The 17,043-nt window shown below is 72.2% G+C and carries 13 protein-coding genes and 2 pseudogenes; 3 read left to right on the plus strand and 12 right to left on the minus strand.

The window, feature by feature from the left end; all coding sequences use genetic code 11:
* Nucleotides 1-54: 54 nt before the first annotated feature.
* A complete protein-coding gene (locus C6361_RS08075) occupies nucleotides 55-495 on the plus strand; it encodes a hypothetical protein (RefSeq protein WP_107267328.1) in 441 nt (146 codons plus the stop codon).
* A 56-nt stretch (nucleotides 496-551) separates the two neighbouring features.
* On the opposite strand, the pseudogene C6361_RS08080 reads toward C6361_RS08075, so the two are convergent.
* A pseudogene (locus tag C6361_RS08080) lies at nucleotides 552-731 on the minus strand (helix-turn-helix domain-containing protein); the annotation flags it as partial.
* On the opposite strand from C6361_RS08080, the pseudogene C6361_RS08085 reads away from it, so the two are divergent.
* Nucleotides 731-1,156, plus strand: a pseudogene (locus C6361_RS08085) (NmrA family transcriptional regulator); the annotation flags it as partial. The pseudogenes C6361_RS08080 and C6361_RS08085 sit on opposite strands and share 1 nt — an antisense overlap.
* Nucleotides 1,157-1,203: 47 nt before the next feature.
* Here C6361_RS08085 and C6361_RS08090 read toward each other — a convergent pair.
* Nucleotides 1,204-2,610 (minus strand): MFS transporter, encoded by a 1,407-nt coding sequence (locus tag C6361_RS08090; RefSeq protein ID WP_107267331.1) that lies wholly within the window; start codon nucleotides 2,608-2,610, stop codon nucleotides 1,204-1,206.
* Between the two features lie 269 nt (nucleotides 2,611-2,879).
* On the opposite strand from C6361_RS08090, the gene C6361_RS08095 reads away from it, so the two are divergent.
* Nucleotides 2,880-3,737, plus strand: coding sequence for a CPBP family intramembrane glutamic endopeptidase (locus C6361_RS08095; RefSeq protein WP_159079238.1), 858 nt, complete (start codon nucleotides 2,880-2,882; stop codon nucleotides 3,735-3,737).
* A 79-nt stretch (nucleotides 3,738-3,816) separates the two neighbouring features.
* Here C6361_RS08095 and C6361_RS08100 read toward each other — a convergent pair whose 3' ends face one another.
* The 10 genes from C6361_RS08100 to C6361_RS08145 all read right to left on the minus strand — a co-directional run bounded on the left by C6361_RS08100 (nucleotide 3,817) and on the right by C6361_RS08145 (nucleotide 16,913).
* Entirely contained in the window at nucleotides 3,817-5,340 is a 1,524-nt protein-coding gene (locus tag C6361_RS08100) for a family 43 glycosylhydrolase (RefSeq protein WP_107267333.1), read from the minus strand.
* Nucleotides 5,337-7,910, minus strand: coding sequence for an alpha-L-arabinofuranosidase C-terminal domain-containing protein (locus tag C6361_RS08105; protein ID WP_107267334.1), 2,574 nt, complete (start codon nucleotides 7,908-7,910; stop codon nucleotides 5,337-5,339). Before C6361_RS08105 ends, C6361_RS08100 begins: the two co-directional genes overlap by 4 nt.
* Before the next feature lie 378 nt (nucleotides 7,911-8,288).
* A complete protein-coding gene (locus C6361_RS08110; RefSeq protein WP_107267335.1) occupies nucleotides 8,289-8,729 on the minus strand; it encodes a protein-tyrosine phosphatase family protein in 441 nt (146 codons plus the stop codon).
* Between the two features lie 169 nt (nucleotides 8,730-8,898).
* Nucleotides 8,899-10,998, minus strand: a complete 2,100-nt coding sequence (locus C6361_RS08115) for a sorbosone dehydrogenase family protein (RefSeq protein WP_107267336.1) — start codon at nucleotides 10,996-10,998, stop codon at nucleotides 8,899-8,901.
* A 45-nt stretch (nucleotides 10,999-11,043) separates the two neighbouring features.
* Nucleotides 11,044-12,009 carry a hypothetical protein gene (locus C6361_RS08120; protein WP_107270814.1) on the minus strand — a complete coding sequence of 322 codons (966 nt, stop codon included), beginning with the start codon at nucleotides 12,007-12,009 and terminating at the stop codon, nucleotides 11,044-11,046.
* Between the two features lie 62 nt (nucleotides 12,010-12,071).
* Nucleotides 12,072-12,878: an ABC transporter ATP-binding protein gene (locus C6361_RS08125; protein WP_107256834.1), complete on the minus strand. Its 807-nt coding sequence runs from the start codon at nucleotides 12,876-12,878 to the stop codon at nucleotides 12,072-12,074.
* Nucleotides 12,868-13,722, minus strand: a complete 855-nt coding sequence (locus C6361_RS08130; protein ID WP_234359397.1) for an ABC transporter ATP-binding protein — start codon at nucleotides 13,720-13,722, stop codon at nucleotides 12,868-12,870. The genes C6361_RS08125 and C6361_RS08130 overlap by 11 nt, the downstream gene beginning before the upstream one ends.
* Nucleotides 13,719-14,861 (minus strand): branched-chain amino acid ABC transporter permease, encoded by a 1,143-nt coding sequence (locus C6361_RS08135; protein WP_234359398.1) that lies wholly within the window; start codon nucleotides 14,859-14,861, stop codon nucleotides 13,719-13,721. Before C6361_RS08135 ends, C6361_RS08130 begins: the two co-directional genes overlap by 4 nt.
* The gene (locus C6361_RS08140) at nucleotides 14,845-15,732 is read right to left on the minus strand and encodes a branched-chain amino acid ABC transporter permease (protein ID WP_107267337.1); all 888 of its coding nucleotides are present in this window, start codon (nucleotides 15,730-15,732) and stop codon (nucleotides 14,845-14,847) included. The genes C6361_RS08135 and C6361_RS08140 overlap by 17 nt, the downstream gene beginning before the upstream one ends.
* A gap of 8 nt (nucleotides 15,733-15,740) precedes the next feature.
* Entirely contained in the window at nucleotides 15,741-16,913 is a 1,173-nt protein-coding gene (locus tag C6361_RS08145; RefSeq protein ID WP_234359399.1) for an amino acid ABC transporter substrate-binding protein, read from the minus strand.
* Between the last annotated feature and the right edge of the window lie 130 nt (nucleotides 16,914-17,043).

Below are 17,043 nucleotides of genomic sequence, written 5' to 3' on the forward strand. Positions count from 1 at the left end.
GGCTTCGCACCTCCTGTGCGACTGCCGCAGCCGGCGGATCGATAGCCTTCGGTCATGCGAGGCTCGCGGGAAGACGACGGTTCGGCCGAACTCGACGACGTCGAGCGCCGGCTACGCGCGATCCGGGACGACCCGGAGAAGTCGACGACGCTCCGGGAACTGGCCCACTACCAGCTTGAGCGGATCGCCGCGCTGCGGGCCGCCCGCACCGGCATCGGCACCGGTACCCCCGCCGTGACGGTGGACCGGCTCGGCCCGTTCCGGTTCTCGGCGATGCCCGCGACCGGCCTCGTCAGCATCGAGATCGACCGTGCGGACGACCTCGCTCCGCTGGTGGCGGTCGTCTCGGCCGACGAGATCCGCCAGTTGATGCCGCTGTTCCAGCACGTCCGGGACCATGCCGCGCGCGGCGAGTCGACCCGGATCGACGTCCGGGAGGCGTTCCTCGAACTCCTCGGCCACGATCCGTTCGACGACCAGCTCGACGAGCGCTGACGGCCGACCGGCGCAGGCGTGCCGACACCTTCCCCAGCCGTGCCGCCACCCGTCCGCTATCCGCGCGCGGCGCCGACCCGGTACTGGTGCGGGCTGACGCCCCGTTCCCGCTTGAAGGCCGTACTCAGGGCGAACGGGCTGCCGTAGCCGACCCGTCGGGCCACCGAGGCGACGGTGCTGTCCGGCTCCCGCAGCAGGTCGGCCGCGAGCGCCAGCCGCCAGCCGGTCAGGTAGGTTGGCGCCGCTGCGCGAGGGCGAACTCGTGCTGCCGGTCGGTGACGTTGGAGAGCCCTTCGTCGACGCCGACGACATCGCCGAGGTGGCCGAGGCGGCGCTGACCGGGGACGGTCACGTCGGCCAGCTCTACGAGCTGACCGGCCCCCGGCTGTTGACCTTCGCCGAGGCCGTCGCCGAGATCGCCGGGGCGGCCGGCCGGGAGATCCGGTTCCGGACGATCCCGGTCGAGGAGTACGCCGCGATGCTGGCGGAGCAGAAGTTGCCGGCGGAGGTGGCCGCGCTGTTGACGTACCTCTTCGTGGAGGTGCTGGACGGGCGCAACGCGCGACTGGCCGACGGGGTGTCGCGGGCGCTCGGCCGCGAGCCCCGGGACTTCCGCGACTTCGCCCGGCGTGCCGCCGCGACCGGCATCTGGTCCGGGTGACGCCCCACCCCGGCCCGGACCGCGCACCCCGGGCCGGGGTGGGGTGGTCAGACCCGGACGACCGGCTCCGGGGTGACGGGGTCGGCCGGATCGGCCGGCCCCGCCGCCGGACCGACCGGCTCTGCCGGTGCGTCGACCAGCTCTGCCGGTATCTCGACCGGCTCCGTCGGTGCGTCGAGCGGGTGCGCCAGTTCGTCCTGCGGCATCCGGGCCAGCACGATCGCCAGCCCGGCGAGCACGGCGGGCAGCAGTCCGGCGAGCGCGAACGTCGTACCGAGGCCGATGCCGGCGCTGACCGGGCCGGCGATGGCCATCGACAGCGGCATGAAGACCAGCGAGACGAAGAAGTCGAGGCTGGAGACCCGGCCGAGCATGTGCGGCGGAACCCGGCGCTGGAGCAGGGTGCCCCAGATGACCATCGGGGCGGAGAAGCAGATCCCGACGGCGAAGACCGCCAGGGCGATCAACCAGACCTGGCTGGCGATGCCGACCACGGCCAGCGGCAGGCAGCCCAGGCCCCAGAGGAGGTTCATGATGGTCAGGTAGCGCCGGGGCATCCGGAACGCGGCCATTCCCAGCGAGCCGATCGCGCCGCCGATGCCGAACGCGGCCATCACCAACGCGTGGTCGCCGGGCCCGCCACCGGCCCGATCCTTGACCACGAACGGGATCAGCACCTCGATCGGCCCCATGATCAGCAGGATCAGGACGGAGGCGTAGAGGAGCGTGGCGAGCAGCCAGGGAGTACGGCCCATGTAGGTGAAGCCGTCCCGCAGGTCGATCAGCGTCGAGCGGACCGGGTGGGCCGCCGGGGCGGCCTGGTCGTGCCGCAGCGGCACCGGACGCAGCGCCAGCAGGAACGCCACACCGGCGACCTCCAGCGCGGTCACCACCAGCAGCGCGGCGCCGGGTGACCAGGCGGCGATCAGCACGCTGGCCAGGGCCGGGCCGGCGGCCTGCATGATCGTCGGCCGCAGCATCCCCTCGACACCGTTGGCCGGCATCAGGTCCTCGGGCGGCAGGATCGAGGGGAGCAGTGCCGAATATGCCGGGAAGTGGAAGCCGTTGCCGACCCCGATCAGCAGTGCCACCGCCGCGAGCTGCCACAGCCGGAGCTGGTCGGTCACGGCCAGCAGCGAGACCAGACCGATCGCGACCGTCCGGCCGCCGGCCACCGCCAGCAGGATGCGGCGCTGCGGGACGCGGTCCGCCAGTACCCCACCGAGCAGCGTGGTGAGCAGCATGCCGACCGCCATCGCGGCGGAGACGAAGGAGAGTTCGCCGGGCCCGCCGTCCATCTCGATGACCTGCCAGACGACGGCGATCATCCACACCCCGGCGGCGAAGAGCGACATCGTCAGGGCACCGGCGAGGAGCTGGTATTGCCCGTTGCGGAACGGGCGCAGCGGCCCGCGCAGCCAGCCCGGTCGGCTCTCCCCCGTGGCGCTGTCCATCGCCCGTCCCCCTCGTGTCACAACCGCTCGATAATGTCACGGCCCGAACCCGCCGGACCCGTTACCGTCCGGGCCGACGGACCGGCCTCGGGTCCCCCGATCGGAGCCCGCGCCATTGTCGTCGGCACCCCCGACATTTTCCGGGCCGAAGCGCGCGGGGCGGGCACCCGGCGAACCCGGCGCGGGGCGAGACCATGGATCAAAGGATGTAGCGACGAATCGTCATGGCGGGCGAGGAGAACGGCCGACCCGGTCGGCACGCTGGCACCATGCCCAGACGGATCCTCACCGGTATCGGTGTCGCGCTGCTGATCGCCGCCCCGGCCGCACTGGCACTCTTCGACGGAGCGGAGGTGCGGACCTCCGCCGACGCCGAGGCGCCGGCCAAGCCGCTGGCCGGGATCGTCGCCGCCACCCTGGTCGGCCTGCTGCTGGTCCGGCTCGTCCCGCTCCGGCTACCGGCGATGCCGGCCGCCGGGGCCGCCGAGCGGCCCGCACTCGGCCGGCAGGCGACCGGGCTGGTCGGGATCGCCCTGCTGCTCCCCGCCGTGGTGCTCGCCGTCGACCCCGGCATCTGGTACGCGCCGATCAAGCTCCTGCTCTTCTTCGGCGGCGCCGCGCTGGTGCTGAGGTGCTGGCCGACGCAGTGGCGGGGCGGCCGGGAACACCGACGCGCCCTGCCGAGCCGCTGGTACTGGCTCGGCCCGCTCCCCGCCCTGGTCGGCTGGGCGTACCTGCTCTACTACAGCCCGCTCGCCGGCAGTCAGGACATGTCGGGCTACCGCCAGTACGACCGGGTCTACCTGCTCGCCGCCACCCTGCTGACCTTCGTCACCGCGAGCCTCGCCGAGGAGATCTTCTACCGGGCGCTGTTGCAGACCCGCCTGGAGGCGCTGTACGGACGCTGGCCCGCGATCGTCGCCACCTCGCTGCTCTTCGCTCTCATGCACGTGCACCGGATCGGCGACGGTCCACTGTGGGAGATGGTAGCGGTGATGCTCGCCTGGAACGGAGGATTCGGCCTCCTCGCCGGCTATCTCTGGGCCCGCCACCGCAACATCTGGGCCATCTTCGCACTGCACACCGCGGTCAACTCGCTGAGCCTGCTGCCGCTGCTGCTCGGCTGAGCGACCGGGCGGCGGTCGGATCGGGGCACCCTGATCCGTGCCCCGCAGCGGTGGCGGGAGCCGGAGCGGTCGTCGGCGGTCACCCGATCCGGAACGTGGCCCGTTCCCGGTCGACGCGGCGGTTGCCGGGCCGGCCGACGGTCAGCCGCCCGTTGCCGTCGTGCGTGACGTACCGGTCGGGGTCGTCGCCGAGCCGCAGCGACACCGCCCGCCGGTCGGCGAGCCCACGCACCTGCACGAAGCTCGCGGCGGCGGCGTACGCGTCGCTGTCCTCGTACGGGTCGACCCGCAGCACGGTGCCGTCGAGCCGGGCGTACCGGTCGGGGAAGTTGACCGACTGCACCGCCACCCGGCCCGGACCGGTGAACCCGGGCACGAGCCGGAACTGCGTGTCGGCGACCTCCCGCACCCCGTCCTCGACCCGGAGCAGATAGCCGAAGTGCCGGACGTACGCCTCCGGCGCGTCCAGCGGGGAGAACCGGAGCACCGGCCCGCCGTCCCCGACCGGCACCCCGAAGCTGGGCGTACCGTCGGTGTTCCAGTACAGCCGCTGCACCCGGGTGTGCCGGTTCGGGTCGAAGAGCGGGTCGCCGGTGATGTCGCGGTAGTCCCGGGCGTGGTAGACGAGCACGTCCGTCTCGCCGTCCTCGGCCACGGTGAACGAGTTGTGCCCCGGGCCGTACCGGCGGGTGTTCTCGTTGGTGGCGAAGACCGGCTGCGCCGACTTGGTCCAGGAGCGGGCGTCGAGCAGGTCGGCGTTCTCGTCGGCGGTGAGCAGCCCCATGCAGTAGCGGGCGTCGGTGGCGCTGGCCGAGAAGGTGACGAAGACCCGGCCGTTGCGGATCAGCACCGCCGGCCCCTCGTTGACCCGGAAGCCCTGCACCTCCCAGGGAAGCGTCGGCACGGCGATCCGCACCGGGTCGCCCTGGATCGCCAGCGGGGAGGCCATCGCGGCGATGTAGAGGTTGCTGTTGGTGGCGATCCCCGGCTCGCTCTGCGCCCAGAGCAGGTAGCGGACCCCACGGTGCGCGAAGGTGGTGGCGTCCAGGGTGAAGGTGTCCCAGGCGGTGACGAGCTGACCGCGCAGCACCCAGCCGGCCGCCGTGCGGGGGTCGGACTCGGCGGACTCCAGCACGTAGGTCCGGATCCGGAACGGGTTGTCGGAGTCACCGGCGGCGAAGTAGATGTACCAGCGCCCGTCGATGTGGTGCAGCTCCGGCGCCCAGATGTAGCCACCCATCGGGCCGGCGGCCGGGCGTCGCCAGACGGTACGCTCCCGCGCGCTGGCCAGGCCGTCCAGCGTCGGCGCGCCGCGCACCACGATCCGGTCGTACTCCGGCACCGAGCCGGTCAGGTAGTACATGCCGCGTACCGGTCGGGTGACGAACGGGTCGGCGCGCTGGGCGACCAGCGGATTCCGGGTGGTCAGGCCGGTGCCGGCCGACCCGGCCCGGCGGTCGGCGCCGGGCGCCGGGCCGGTGTCGGGCGCCGCCCAGGCCGCGCCCCCGGTGGCCAGCGGCAGCGCGCCGGCCGCTCCGGCGACGACCAGGCCGCTCCCGGCCGCGTGCAGCAGTCCACGCCGGCTGACTCCGTCGGTGCTCACCGCGCCGTCCTCTCCGTTGCTCCGCTTCCGGGTGCTGTTTCCGTGACGCCGAGCCGGACGAAGGTCACCGAGTACGCCGGGAAGGTGTACGAGAAGGTGTTCCGGACCCCGGTCAGCCGGGACTCGCGGGGCTGGATCGGCGTGAACGAGGCGGTGTTGACGTCGTCCGGCCCGCCGGTCAGGGTCGTCACCCGGGCGGTGGAGCCGACCCGCACCCGCTCGCCGAGGTCGATCCGGGTCGCCGCCTCGGACGCCTGCGCGTTGACCACCTTCAGCACCAGCTCGCCGGTGGCCCGGTCCCGGGTGACCACCTGACGGAACGGCTCGGCGACCCGGTCGTCGGTGAAGCTGCCCCACTCCTGCCCGTCCAGATAGAGGGTCACCGTCCGGTTCCGCACCGAGATCCGCAGGTCGTAGGCGCGGCCGGTCTCGACGCTGCCGGGCTTGGCGATCATCGTCTGCTTGCCGCCGCCGCTGGCCTTCTCCACCGCCGTCTGGGTGTTGTTCCAGCCGCCGACGTTCCACCAGTAGAAGTTGCCGGTGTCCCGGACCCCGAAGGCGACCAGGAAGCCCTCCCGGCCGGAGCGCTTGGTGGCGGTGACCCGCAGGTCGTAGTCGCGCCAGCCCGGGTCCCCGGCGGTCACCATGGTGTCCTCGGCGACCGCGTCGGACTGCACGTACGCACCGTCCACAACGGACCACGATCCCCGTCCGGTGGGGTGGCTCCACTGCGAGGCGCCGCCGGAGAAGTCGTCCCGGAGCAGGGTGGTGCCGTCGGCGGAGGTGACCGTGACGTCGTCGTACGCCGCACTGGTGGCCCAGGTCGACAGCCCCACCGCCCCGGTGATCGGTGCCGTGCTGGCCGGCGTCCCGGAGGCGCGGCTCGGCACCACCTCGTCGCCGACGTTGGTCATGAACAGCTTCTGCACCTGATAGCTCGCCGACGGCCAGGAGGTGTTGTTGTTGAACCAGATCAGGTCCGGCCGCCACTGCACGTAGTCCTCGTTGGCCAGCAGCGGCGCGTACGACGCCAACTTCACCACGTCGGCGTTGCGCTCCAGCCCGGTCATGTACGCCGCCTCGGCGAGCGCGTTGTAAAACCGGTTGTCCTGCGAGGCGTACTCGCCGAGGAAGACCTTCGGACCGTTGCGGTCGTAGGAGTCGTACCGGTCGTTGTGCTGGAGGAACCACTCGGGGCTGTTGTAGTAGTGCTCGTCGACCATCTCGACCCCGGCATCCCGGTTGAGCTGCCAGAGCCGGTCGAAGGTGCCGCCCGCGTCGTCCGGCCCGGAGTTGCTGATCACGGTGATCTCCGGGTACGCGGCCTCGATCGCCGCCCGGAACTGCTGGAAGCGGGCGAAGAACTCGTCCGGCAGGTTCTCCTCGTTGCCCACCCCGAGGTGGGTCAGTCCGAACGGCGCCGGGTGGCCCATCCGGGCCCGCAGGCCGCCCCACTGCGAGGTCGCCGGGCCGTTGGCGAACTCGATCAGGTCCAGGGTGTCCTGGATGTGCCGGCGCAGCAGTTCCGGGTCGTCGGTGGCCCGGTTCTGCCCGCAGCCGGTGACCAGCGCCGGCACCACGGGCAGCGGCATCGCGCCGATGTCCTCGGCGAACTGGAAGTACTCGTAGTAGCCGAGGCCGTAGGACTGGTTGTAGCCCCAGAAGTTGGCGTTGGTGGCCCGCTCCTCGACCGGCCCGACGGTGTCCTTCCACTGGTAGGAGCGCTGCCGGGGGTAGTCGGGCGCCGTGTAGCCGTAGTGGCTGCCGGTGTTGACCAGGCAGCCGCCGGGGAAGCGCAGGAAGCCGGGGCGCAGCGCGGCGACCTTCTCGGCCAGGTCCCGGCGCATCCCGTTCGGCCGGCCCTTGAAGGTGTCCCGGGGGAAGAGCGAGACCATGTCGAGGCGTACGGTGCCGCCGCCGGTCCCGGTCACCGCCAGCCGGCCGGTACCGCTGGTCGCGGTGGCCCGGAAACTGCCGGTGTACTTCGTCCAGCCGTCGCCCCGGACCACGATCCGCAGCGGTGCGGCGAGGTCGGCGCCGGCCGGGTCGGTGAGCCGGACGGTCAGCGGGGTGCCGGCGGCGGCGCCGGTGCGGGCCCAGAGCGAGAAGTCGTACCAGCGCTGCCGGTCGAGCCGGATGCCGGAGTTGTAGCCGGCGTTGACCACGCCGTAGCCCTGTCCACCGGCCGGCAGGTCCAGCCGCAGGTAGCGGCGGTTGCGCTCGTTGAGTCGTCCGGCGTCGTCGACCACCGCGACGGTGCCCCGGACCCCGTCCGGCGCGGTCGGGGCCCACGAGGTCATCCCGGTGTACGCGGCGTTGTCCGCCGGGTCGTACTCGAAGGAGCGGTTCTGCACGAGTTCGGCGTAGAGCCCGCCGTCGGCAGCCCGGTTGATGTCCTCGAAGAAGACCCCGTACATGGTGTCGGCGATCGCCGGACCGGTGCCGGCGGCGTCGACCTCGACGGTGTAGTCGGTGCTGGGCGCGGCCGAGGCGGCGGCGGGGACGGTGCCGAGCACACCGGTCAGCACCAGGGCGCCCGCGAGGGCGCGGGTCGGGCGGGATCGGGACATCGCTCCTCCGTCCGTTGCCGGTCGGCCCGGTAGCCGCCCGCTGCGCCGAAGCGGTAGGTGGCGCGGATGAGCGTTAACATAGATAGATCGACATTCGGTGTCAACCCTGGGCCGATCCACACCCGACGAACCGGTTAGCGTTCACACCACTGGCACCAGCCGACCCCGACCCGCCGTTCGGAGGTGGCCGGCCGCGGACCGGCGACCGACACGGCCCGACTCAGGCCGGGACGGGGGTGAACCCGAACCCGTCAGGCCGGGACCGGGTTGACCCGATCAGGCGGGACCGAGGTGAGCCCGATCAGACCGGTGCCGAGGTGAGCCCGATCAGACCGGGACGGAGGTGCACCCGATCATGCCGGGACCGAGGTGAGCCGATCATGCCGGGACCGGGGTGAACCGGGCGACGTAGCGGCGCTGCCACGGCGTCTCGACCGCACCCCTGGCGTAGTGCTGGCGGACGAAGGCGACCGCCTGCTCGGCCGGCAGGCCGTCGAGGACGGCGAGGCAGGCCAGCGCGGTGCCGGTGCGACCCTTGCCGCCGCCGCAGGCGAACTCGACACGTTCCTCCGCCGACCGCTCCCAGGCCTGCCGGAGCGCGGCCCGGAAGTCGGCGTCGTCGCGGGGCAGCCAGAAGTCCGGCCAACGCACCCACCGGCTCTGCCAGGGGATCTCCGTCGGCGGGCGGCCGAGCAGGTACACACCGAACGTCGGTACCGGTCCGGACGGCAGTGGGTGGCGCAGGCCACGACCCCGCACCAGTCGCCCCGACGGCAGCCGCAGCACACCGGGGTCGGAAGACGGCCAGGAATCGGTCATTCCGGCAGTCTAGGTCAGCACGCCCCCGGCCACCGTCCGGTACGCCGAGGTGCTGGTACGCCCGCCGGAGCCCGCGTCGGGTCGAGACACTGACCCCGGCCCGGCCGGCGGGAGCGCCGCCCCCGTCCCGTCGTCGATCGGGCGCCGGGACGGGGGCGCTACCGCAGGATCAGCCGGCGGGTGTGCCCCGGACCGTCAGGTCACGCAGCCGGCCGACGTTGTCGAACGAGCCGAAGCCGACCCGGCCGGAGCCGAAACTGCTGTCCGCGGCCGTCATCAGCGGATCCCGGGAGCCGTCGAGATAGACCGCGATCTCACCGCTCGCCGGCCGGTGCACCAGCCGCACCCGGTGCCAGCGGTCGTCGGTGATCGCCGGGGCCGCCCCCTCGGAGCGCCCGTTCCACTGGTGGTCGATCCGTTCCCGGTCGGCGTTGTCCACCTTGAAGATTCCGTTGTGCGGATAGATCGTGTTGTCGGTGGAGAGGTGTGCGTAGTAGAACTCCGCGTCCGACCGCCAGCCGAACACGATGATCACGTCCCGGTTGGTCTCCTCGACCGGCGTGTCGAGGCGTACCTCCGCGTTGATCTCCACCGCGCCGAACTCGGGCCCGGCGGTCAGCACCGCGTACTCGTAGGGGCGGCGCGGGCCGGGGCGCTGGGCGCCCGCCTCGGCGAGGACCACCTGGCTGCCGGTGAACCGCCACTTCTCCGGGGTGACCGGTGCCCAGTTGGTCGCCCGCATGGTGTCCCGGACCCGGGTGGTGCCGACCGGTCCACCGGCGTACTCCCGGGTGCCGGTGACCTTCCAGATCTTCCCGTTGGCCTTGGCGAGGAGATACAGCTCGCCCTGTGCGTCGGTGCCGAACCGCAGGTCCACCCGGTTCGGGTCGCCCGGTGCACCCGGACCGGAGAGGTCCTGCATCCGCACCGGAGTGCCGGCCGCGTCGAAGAGGGCGAGCCGGTGGATCGGCGCCGGGTCGGCACCCCGCCGCATCTGGTCGACCTCGGTGTAGAGCACCCGGCCGTCGACGAGGTCGCCGAAGACGTACCTGCCGCGCAGCGCGGGTACGTCCCGGCCCCGGTAGACGAAACCGCCGGCCACCGCGACGCCGATGTCCGAGGTGCAGTCCCAGCCCGGCGCCGGTTCGTGGTCGTAGGCGGCGACCGGGTACGTGTAGCCGAAGCTCGCGTCGTCCGGCGGCAGCGGGAAGATCCGGTCACACGGGTCGGCCGGCGTCCGGTCGAAGACGAAGGCGCCCTCGCGCTCGCTCCAGCCGAAGTTGTCGCCGGCCCGCACCTCGTAGATCGCCTCGATGGCGTGCTCGCCGATGTGCCCGAGATACATCCGGCCGGTGGCCCGGTCCCAACTGAACCGGTGCGGGTCGCGCATCCCGAGCGCGTAGATCTCGCCGAGCGCGCCGGCCCGACCGACGAACGGGTTCGACGGCGGGATGCCGTACCTCCCGTTCGGGGCGTTGCTGCCGGCCGGGTCGATCCGGAGCAGCTTGCCGTGCGGCATCGCCAGGTTCTGCGGGTCGGTGTTGCGTACCCCGACACCGCCGTCACCGGCGGCGATGTAGAGCAGGCCGTAGTCGGCGTCGCCGCGCCGGGCGGTCGGGTTGAAGTTGATCTCCTGGATGCCGTGCACCCGACCGCCGAAGCCGATCCGCAGCACCTCGCGCCGGCTGCCGGCGAAGGTGTCGGCGGCCGGGTCGGTGGCGGTCCACTCGGTGATGATGCCGTGGAAGACGGTCTCCGGCTGGCTGTAGTCCGGCACCACCGTCGTCGACGGAGCCGACTCGGTGTGCACCGTGTAGAACCGGCCGTTGCGCCCGAAGTCAGGGTGGAAGGCGACGTACCCGAAGCCCTGGCCGAGGCCCTGGCCGGAGAAGAAGCGCGGCGCGAAGGTGCCGGCCACGTCGAGGTAGACGTGTGGCACGCCGTTCTCGACCAGATAGAGGCTGCCGTTGAGGTCGGGTACCGCCCGCCGGCCCGATCCGTCCGGCAGCTCCATGATGGTGTTGATCCGGGCCTGCCGCATCAACCGCCGATCCGTGGGTGCGGGCGTCGGCTCCGACTTCGGAAACGCCGCGTACTCGGTCAGGACCAGCCCGAGCCGCGACTGGATCTGCTGTTCGGGTACGGGATCGTAGACCGCGTCCGCGGCCCGGGCCGGTGCCGCACCGACCAGAGTGGAGAGAACGACGGCGGCGGCGGCGAGCGAGGCGGTGCCGAGCGGTCTGCGGAGCCGACGGGTGGAAGTACGCACGCGGGGTCACTCCGTTCTCGGGAGGGAACTTCGGCGGATGGGGGGTCAACGTCCTCCGGTCACGTGGCGGTACTGCTTCTCGACCTGACGTGCGGAGACGACACGGTCGAGGAACATCAGCGAGTCCATCCGGCAGTCGCAGGGATTCTGCTCCCGGGTGTCCTGCGGGAAACTGCCGCCGATCTTGATGCCCCGGGGGTCGGTGGCGCTGCTGCGGTGCCGCCCCGGGCCGGCGACCTGCCACGGGTCGTCGGTCCGGGTGTAGAAGCCGTCGAGCGGCCGGCCGTTGCGATAGAGCGCCATACTGCCGTCGGTGAAGTCGAAGGTGGCGGCGAGGAAGACCCACTCGCCGACCGGCAGCAGGGTCCGCCAGTCCGCCGCCGCCGCGAAGGTCTGCGACTCGCCGCCGTCCAGCCGCCGGCCGAGGGCGACCAGCCGCAGTTCGCCGTCGACGGTGATGAGTTCGAGCAGCGCCCGGACGGCGTGCCCGTCCGAGTCGCCGGTGAGTACCCCGGCCAGCCCGACCGCGTTGAACCGGTCGCCGGGGTCGGCGGTGTTGGAGTTCGGCGCCGGCCCGTCGCCGAGCATCTTGAACCAGCCCAGCACGCTCGCCCCGGCGGCGCCGTTGAAGGCGTGCAGGCTGGGCAGCCCGGTCGGCGCGTAGACGCCGGCCTTCCAGTCGTCGTTGCCGGCGGTGCCCGGGTCGACCTGCCGGGTCTGCACCGCCCGGCCACTGCCCCGGTGGGCCCGGTCCGGCACCCGCATCGCGGCGCCCCCGTTGACCAGGTCGAGGGTGGTGTCGGAACGGCCGAGGTCCCGCTCCCGGGCCGGGTCGCCGCGCAGCGGGTGGTCGAAGTCGTAGTGCGCGACGAGCCGGTACCGCAGTTCGGGGTGGACGGCACGGTGGCGGTCGCCGTACCCCTGGGCCGGTGTCGCCGTGCCGGTCGCGACCAGCAGCGCGGCCAGCAGGGCGGCGGCGCCGGCCACGGCGGTACGTCTGGGTCTCGACATCGGGTACACCTCTCTCTGCGTCGCGGCGAGGTGGCGCCGGGCGGGTCGATGTCGCGCCGGCCCTAACCGGTGGGTTCGCCGGTGCCGTCGTCACCCGCCTGGTCGGTGGAGCGTCGGGCCGCCGTGCCGACGGCGGGTGGCGAATCGCCGGGCCGGCCGCCGAGGTAGAGGTCGCCGAGCTGCGGGTCGGCCAGCAGTTCGGCCGCCGGCCCGGAGATGTGCACCCGGCCGAGGTCGAGCACACAGCCGAGGTCGGCGGCCTCCAGCGCCCGCCGGGCGTTCTGCTCGACCAGCAGCACCGCCGTGCCGGCGTCGCGCATCCGGATCACCTGCTCGAAGACCGTGCTGGTCGCCTTCGGGTCCAGCCCCATCGACGGCTCGTCGAGGAGCACCACCCTCGGTTCGACCATCAGCGACCGGGCGAACTCGACCTGCTTCTGCTGCCCGCCGGAGAGCAGCCCGGCGAGGCTCCCCCAGCGCTGCGCGACCACCGGGAAGACGTCCCGGACGAAGTCGGCCCGCCGGGCCAGCAGCGCCTTGTCCCGCAGGGTGTAGCCGCCGAGCAGCACGTTCTCGGCGACCGTCATCTCCCGGAAGACGCTGTGCCCCTGGAGCACGTGCGCCACCCCGGCGGCGAGCATCCGCTGCGGTCCCTGGCCGGTGACGTCGACCCCGCCGACGAGGATCCGGCCGGAGCGGGGCTTGAGCAGCCCGCTGGCCACCTTGAGCACCGTCGACTTGCCGGCGCCGTTGGGGCCGACGAGACAGACGATCGAGCCGGCCTCGACCGAGACGGAGAGCCCGCGCAGCACCGGGGCCGCCCGCCCGTAACCGGCCTGGACGTCGACGAGTTCGATCTCAGATGCCAAGGTACGCCCCCAGCACCCGCTCGTCGGAACGGATCACCGAGGGCGGTCCCTCGGCGATCGGCCGTCCCCGGTCGAAGACCACGATGTGGTCGCTGATGCCCATCACCAGGTCCATGTTGTGCTCGACGATCACGAAGGTCCTCCCCTCGGCGTTGAGCTCCCGCACCAGCGCGCCGATCCGGTCCAGCAGCGCCGGGTTGACCCCGCCGGCCGGCTCGTCGAGGAGCACGGTCTCCGGGCCGCTCATCAGCACCCCGGCGAGTTCCAGGAGTTTCTGCTGCCCCCAGGACATGTTCCGGGCCTCGATGTCGGCCAGGTGCTCGATGCCGAGCCGGGTCAGCCAGCCCCGGGCCCGGTCCAGCTCGGCGCGGCGCCGGGCGCCCCGCAACTGGCCGAGGAACCCGACGGGGCGGGCCGCCGCGAGGACGTTGTCCAGCGCCGACATCCGGGGGAAGACCCGGCAGAGCTGGAAGGTACGCCCGATGCCGGCCCGGGCGATCGCGTGCGGGCTCCGCCGGGTGATCTCCTCGCCCCGGTACGACGTCCGCCCGCTGTCCGGCCGGATCATCCCGGTGACGCAGTTGAAGAAGGTCGTCTTGCCGGAGCCGTTCGGCCCGATCAGCGCGTTGATCTGCCCGTGCCGGAACGCCACGGTGGCCGCGTCCAGCGCGGTGACCCCGCCGAACGCCTTGGTCAGCCCGACGGTCGCCAGGCTCTCCGTGCCGCCCGCCTGATTCGGGCTCGACGTGCCTGCCTGTTCCGCGCTCGACGGCCCGCTCGCCTGTTCCGGCCCCGACGCCCCGCTCGTCGCCGGACCCGTCGGGCCGGTCGGTCGGCCGGTCACGACCGCTGCTCCGTCGACCGGCCGTCGGGGGCACCGACGGGAACCGTGGGCGGCGGATCGGTCGCCGGACCGGCGTCCGGGCCGGTGGTGGCGCGGTCGCGCAACTCGGCCGCGGTCACCTCGCGGATCGAACTCTGCGCCGGCCGCAGGAAGCGGTCGACCAGGGCGCCCAGTGCCGGCAGCACCCCGTCGGGCATGAACATCACCACCAGGGCCAGCAGCAGTCCGGTGGCGACCAGGTGCAGCGGGGTGTTGCCGAACTCCACCTTGAAGTACTCCAGTCCGATGCCGACGATCAGCGCGCCGACCAGCGGGCCGAAGAGCTGGCGTACCCCGCCGAGCAGCGCCATCAGCACCAGGTAGGCGCCGGTCAGGATGGAGAACTGGAAGACCGGGTCGAGGTCGCCGAACCAGAGCGCGTAGAGGCCGCCGGCCAGGCCGGTGAAGCCGGCCGACACCACGAAGACCACCAGCTTGTACCCGAAGGTCGGGGTGCCGAGCGACTCCGCCTTGTCCTCGTCCTCGCGGATCGCCTTCAGCCCCAGCCCGAAGCGGGACCGGTCGACCAGCCACCAGACCAGCAGCGCGACCGCGAGCAGGGCGGCGAACAGATAGAAGAAGACCCGGTGGTGCTCGGGCCGGAGCAGCCCCGGGAACGGGCGCGGCACGACCAGCCCGCGCGACCCGCCGGTGAACGACGCCCAGCTCTGGAAGACCAGCAGCAGGATCAGCACCAGGGCGATCGACACGATCACGAACGACGCACCGCGCACCCGCAGCGCCGCGTAGCCGACCGGGACCGCGAACACCGCCACCAGCAGGGTCGCCACGGCGAGCGCGACGAAGCTCGGCAGCCCGGCCCGGACCACGAGCAGGCCGGTGGCATAGCCGCCGAGCCCGGCCAGCGCGCCGTGCCCGAGCGAGATGTACCCGGTGAAGCCGCCGACGAAGTTCCACGCCGTCGAGAGCACCGCGTAGTTCAGCACCACGATGCCGGCCGAGAGGATGTACGGGTTCGGCGCCCAGGACGGGAACGACAGCACGGCGGCGGCCAGGGCCACGATCACGACCACCCGGAACAGTCCGGCGAGCCGCTGCGCCGGTGCCGGTGCCGGTGAAAGCTCAGAAGCGCTGGGCAAGCCGGCCTCCGAAGAATCCCTGCGGGCGGAACGCCAGCGTCGCGAAGAGAGCCAGATAGAAGACCGTCTGCGCCCAGGTGGTGCCGAGCGGGATCTGCAACAGGCTCTGCACCAGCCCGAGCAGCATCGCGGCGACGGCCGCCCCCGGTACGCTGCCCAGCCCGCCGACCACGATGATCGCCATCAGCGGGCCGATCCAGTGCCAGTGCAGCGACGGGTAGATGGTGGTGTCCAGGGCCAGCGCCGTACCGCCGACGGCGGCGGTGGCCAACCCGACCCCGAAGCCGAAGCTGGCGACCCGGTCGGTGTCGATCCCGAGCAGCCGGGCGGCGTCGGGGTGCTGGATCGTCGCCCGCAGCGCCCAGCCGAACCGGGTCCGCTTGAGCAGCAGGTAGAGCGTGAGCAGCGCGACCGCGGCGAGCCCGAAGGCGATCAGCTTGACCACCGCGATCCGGGCGCCGAAGAGGCCGAGGCTGGCCGAGCCGTAGCCGAGCTGGATCCGCCGCTGGGTACCGGTGAAGGCGTAGCCGAGCAGCCCCTCGATGAGTACGGCGATCGCGAAGGTGAGCAGTACCGACATCATGGTGAGGGTCACCGGGCGCAGCCGGGCCAGCAGCAGCCGTTGCAGCAGGACGCCGAGGCCGAAGAAGAGCGGCACGGTGACGACCATCGACAGCAGCGGGTCGACGCCCAGCCTGGCATGCGACCACCAGGCGAGGTAGGCGGCGAGGATGAGGAACGCCGAGTGGGCGATCATCACCACCCGCATGATGCCGAAGTAGAGCGTCAGGCCCGCCGCCAGGAGGGCGTACAGCCCACCCAGCAGCAGGCCCAGGATGACGCTCTGGAAGAGCAGGGCGCCGGACGGCATCCGTTACCTCACCAGGCCGGCTTCGGGTAGACGAGGTCGACTTCCTTCGCCTCGGTGGGCAGCACGATCTGGATCTGCCCGCCGACCCACTGCTGGATCATGTGCGCGCCCTGCGGCTTGCCGGTGGCGTCCCAGGTGAGCGGCCCGACGACGGTCTCGACCTTGTTGCCGCGGATCCAGTCGACCAGCTTCTGCTGGCACTCCCCCTGCTCGGCGCAGCCGACGGCGGTGACGGCGGCGGCCACCACCTGGCCGGTGGTGTACGCGTTCGCCTCGTCCTCCTCCGGCGGCGAGCCGAACTGGGCGGTGTACTTCTGCACGAACTCGACGTTGCTCGGATAGGGCGCCTTCTGGGTGTAGCCGGTCGGCGCGAGGATGCCCTCGGTCTTGTTGCCGATCGCGGCGGCGAACTCGGGGCTCGTCGGCGCGGTCGAGAAGGCCGCCAGCTTCGGCTGGTACCTCAGCTGTTGCAGGGCGACGATCAGGTTCACGCCGTCCTGGTACTGCGAGCCGCCCACCACCATGTCCGCCTTCGACGCCGCGATCTTGGCGGCGATGGTGCCGAAGTCGGTGGTGTTCGGCGGGTACACCTCGTCGACGACGGTACGCACCCCGCCCGCCTCCAGCTTCGCCTTGAGCCCGTACGCGGTGCCCTGGGCGAACGGGTCGTCCATCGCGGCGTACGCGACGGTGGTCGGCCGCTGCCCGGGTGGCAGGGCCAGCAGGTATTCGGCGAGGTGGTTGTAGTGGTCGTCGGCGACGGCCGGTGCCGCGTAGAAGAGGTTCTTGAAGCCCTGCGCGAAGACCTCCTTGGCCGCGCCGGCCGGCTCGACGAAGAGCATGCCGTACTCCTCGGCGACCCGGGCGGCCGGGACGACGAGGCGGGTCGAGAAGGGACCGACCACGATGTCCACGTTGTCCTTGCCGATCAACTGCTCGTAGTCGGCGACCACCCGGTCGGCGTTGGACTGGTCGTCGAGAATCTTCAGCTCGACCTGCCGGCCGAGCAGTCCACCCTTGTCATTGGTGATCTTGGCCCATGCCTCGTAGCCGCGTTGTACACCCTTGCCGGGCTCGGAGAAGTCCCCGGTCAGCGGGAGCGAGATCCCGACGACGATCGGGTCGTCGGAGGAGCCCGACCCGCCGCCGTCGTCGCCGCAGCCCACCAGCAGAAGTGCCACCGCCGCACCGAGGGCCGTTGCCCGTCGTGCACGTGTCGCTCGGGATGTCATTCCTGACGCTCCTCTGCAGAGGGTGAGGAAAGCGCTTTCGTAAGCGCTTTCGTACCATAGGCTGTGTCCTGCGTCACTC

It is taken from the genome of Plantactinospora sp. BC1 (assembly GCF_003030345.1).
Classification (GTDB): Bacteria; Actinomycetota; Actinomycetes; order Mycobacteriales; family Micromonosporaceae; genus Plantactinospora.